The sequence below is a fragment of the Persicitalea sp. genome, from assembly GCF_041751555.1.
Lineage (GTDB): Bacteria > Bacteroidota > Bacteroidia > Cytophagales > Spirosomataceae > Persicitalea.
Genome location: NZ_JBGSXF010000051.1, coordinates 1 through 3,278, shown reverse-complemented (window position 1 = coordinate 3,278; position 3,278 = coordinate 1). Strand labels below are relative to the sequence as shown.

3 protein-coding genes are annotated in these 3,278 nt (G+C 45.8%); 2 read left to right on the top strand and 1 reads right to left on the bottom strand.

Annotated features, from left to right (window positions below):
* Positions 1-507: 507 nt before the first annotated feature.
* On the top strand, positions 508-1,548 hold the full coding sequence (pheS, locus tag ACEW8P_RS01655; protein ID WP_373511374.1) for a phenylalanine--tRNA ligase subunit alpha: 1,041 nt from the start codon (positions 508-510) through the stop codon (positions 1,546-1,548).
* Positions 1,549-1,669: 121 nt separating this feature from the next.
* Here pheS and ACEW8P_RS01650 read toward each other — a convergent pair whose 3' ends face one another.
* On the bottom strand, positions 1,670-2,401 hold the full coding sequence (locus ACEW8P_RS01650; RefSeq protein ID WP_373511373.1) for an esterase family protein: 732 nt from the start codon (positions 2,399-2,401) through the stop codon (positions 1,670-1,672).
* Between the two features lie 458 nt (positions 2,402-2,859).
* On the opposite strand from ACEW8P_RS01650, the gene ACEW8P_RS01645 reads away from it, so the two are divergent.
* Positions 2,860-3,278 (top strand): Clp protease N-terminal domain-containing protein (locus ACEW8P_RS01645; RefSeq protein ID WP_373511372.1); only part of this gene is annotated, 419 nt, incomplete at its 3' end.

Below are 3,278 nucleotides of genomic sequence, written 5' to 3'. Positions count from 1 at the left end.
TTACGAAGGGGGCCTTAACGAAGGGAGCAGGGACGGGGAGCAAATAATTTGAAAAAGTTTTCATGCGTGTATAGCCGTTAGTTTTATGAAATCGATAGATCAAATTTAACGGTTAGCTTTTTTCAAAAAAATGCGTAAAATTACCTATTTTCTCATAAAATTTTGATTTACAGTTTATTAAAAATAATTAGTTTCTAAAAAGGCGTAACGCCACTTAGTAAATCAGGTATTTCTACGTATTGGATTTTTAGTGTATATACTTCTGTTTCTGTTTTTTTCAAGAGCATCTCTTGGATTTGTCGTCCGGGGGCTAAGGCGGCAAGGGCCGACCGCACCCGGCAATTTGATGGGGTACTAGGGTCACTGCTCGTAAGGTTTGCTGGCTGTCTGCCCGGATATTAGCTATCTTTGCACTTCCTGAGATTACAAATTCATGAGTTTAAAACTCATAGAGTCTGAACAGAACGGGCAGTTGCTTCGGGGCAGCTCGCCGTCACAAACTTTAACATGATTACAGAAAAGGTAAAAGAACTACTGACTGAGATAGACCAAAGCGAGGTTACGACTGAGGAAGCTCTCGAAACCTTCCGATTGCGCTTCATCAGTAAGAAAGGCGTCGTCGCTGATCTGTTCGGTAGCCTCAAAGAAGCCGCACCGGAAGACCGACGCGCCTTGGGACAAACGCTCAACGAGCTGAAAAATCGGGTTCAGGAGCGTTTTGATAAGTTTAGCATGAAGTTAGAGGAAGGTAGTTCCAACGACACAGAATCTTCTGTTGACCTCACTCTTCCGGTAGTTCCCAACCAAACGGGTAGTCTACATCCGCTAACCATTGTGCGTCGCCGGATTATCGAAATATTCGAGCGAATGGGCTTCAACGTGGCCGACGGCCCCGAAATAGAGACGGACTGGTATAACTTCGGCGCGCTGAACTTCCCCGACAACCACCCCGCCCGCGAAATGCAGGATACGTTCTTTATCGAAAAAGGCGCAGGAGACGTCAAGGACGATGTGTTGTTACGCACCCATACCTCTAACGTGCAGGTGAGGCTGATGGAACACAAGAAGCCACCGATCCGCTCGATCATGCCGGGACGTGTTTTCCGAAACGAAGCCATTTCTGCGCGGGCCCATTGCATTTTTCACCAAGTTGAGGGGCTGTACGTAGATACTGACGTAAGTTTCAAGGATTTGAAGGATACTCTCTTTCACTTCGCCAAAGAAATGTTTAGCAAGGATTCCCAAATTCGACTGCGCCCTTCTTACTTTCCCTTTACCGAACCCAGCGCCGAGATTGACGTCTCCTGCTTCATCTGTAAAGGCGCGGGCTGCAATGTCTGCAAGTACTCCGGCTGGGTAGAAATCGCCGGATCCGGCATGGTGGACCCCAACGTCCTCTCAAATTGCGGCATCGACCCTGAAGAGTATACGGGCTTCGCCTTCGGCATGGGTATCGAGCGCATTGCCATGCTTCGCTATGGCATCAAAGACCTGCGTTTTTTTACAGAAAATGATGTAAGGTTTTTGGGGCAGTTTAAGGGGGCTTAGTTTTGGGGTTAAACGGTCAACGGTTAAGGAATAAAACGGTGTTCTCAGATTTTGATCTGAGGCTAAACTACGCTCTCAACTCACCTTTGCCCGTTTGACCCTTTAACCTTTGACCCACTTCTCAAAACCTCGTCTCCAAGTAATACGGTAACATCCTGTGCCATACCCACCATTCGTGCGGCATATCTGGACCCCAGATGTCCAGTTCGTGGTGGACGTCTTTCGTGTTCAGGATAGCAGAAATTTGTCGAGCAGAATCTGGGTTTTCGTAATCACCTGAACCAGTCACGAAGTGAATGTGACGGCTTTTGCGGTACAGGTCGAGGTGCCACTGCGCGTTAAGATTGCGCAAGTAGTGGGCCGGGGAATTGAAATAGACGTTGTCGTCGTAGTACCCGTTCGTGTAGACACTCAGATCGTAGCATCCGCTCAGAGCCACTACGCCCTGAATTATATCAGGATGTTTGAAGAATAGGTTGGCGGCGTGTAATGCGCCCATCGAGATTCCGCAGGAAATTACAGGATTTTCGGGACTGGTGGAGGTATGAATAAAAGGAATCACCTCCCGGGTAATATAGTCGTTGAAGTCTTGGTATCGGACGGCCTGCTCATAGCCTGACATATACGGATTCAACCAGCTTTCTCCGTTGATGCTTTCGACACAAAACAACTTCACTTTTCCAGAATCTATGTAAGAACGTACCGAGTCAATTAACCCAAAATCTTCGTATTCCAGATGGTTAGATGCCGCTGTTGGTATCATGAGCAAGGCGGTACCGTAGTGGCCATACACCGCTATCTTCATATTCTTGTTGAGAGATGGGCTGTGCCACTCGATGATTTCCCGCTGCATAACGTTCGCTTATTGGTAAAAAGGAAGTTCTGAATGTCAGTCTTGATAATAGAATAATTTAACTATTATTAAGAATAATACTAATTGTGTACTTGCGCAACCATACACTAAGAAATTGGGCCACCATCGTTGAGCTTGCGAAGTCGCACCTTGGAAAGCATCCCCAAAGGTTAACATCGTTTTCTAACCCTCCAAATAATACAATTTAATTCATCGTAAATCTTTATTTACTTCAAAACAAAGACAATCACTAAATCCTGACTCTTTGAAAAAACCAAATCGAACAAGCATTGAAAAAATGACTGAACTTGGTTGATGTCGGCTTGTATTCCTGACTTTTTGGCGTTGATTGTAGAAAAAATGGAACATTACCGGTCATTTTTTCCGGTTTTCGCGGGTGGGATATAGTTTTTTGTTTTTTCGGACAGATGCCTTTTGAAAAATAAAAACACAGAAACATGAACTTTGACCAATATACCATCAAGGCCCAGGAGGTGATCCAAAAGGCCTTACAAATCGCCCAATCTAATCAGCAGCAGGCCGTCGAAACGGGCCACGTGCTGCAAGCCATTTTGCAGGAAGACGTCAATACCTCCACCTTCCTGATGAACAAATTGAACGTCAATCAGGTAGCACTCACGCAGGCTTTGGAAGCAATCGTGAAGGGCTATCCAAAGGTAAGCGGTGGCCAAACTTTCATGGGCACCGATCTGACTAATGCACTCAACAAATCCCAGACTTACCTGAAAGAGTTCGGCGACGAATTCGTCAGCATCGAACTGATGTTATTAGGAGTGCTGAGTGGCAAGGATGCCGTCCCTAAGTTGATGAAGGACGCCGGATTCAAGGAAAAAGAATTAAAAGAAGCTATTAAAGA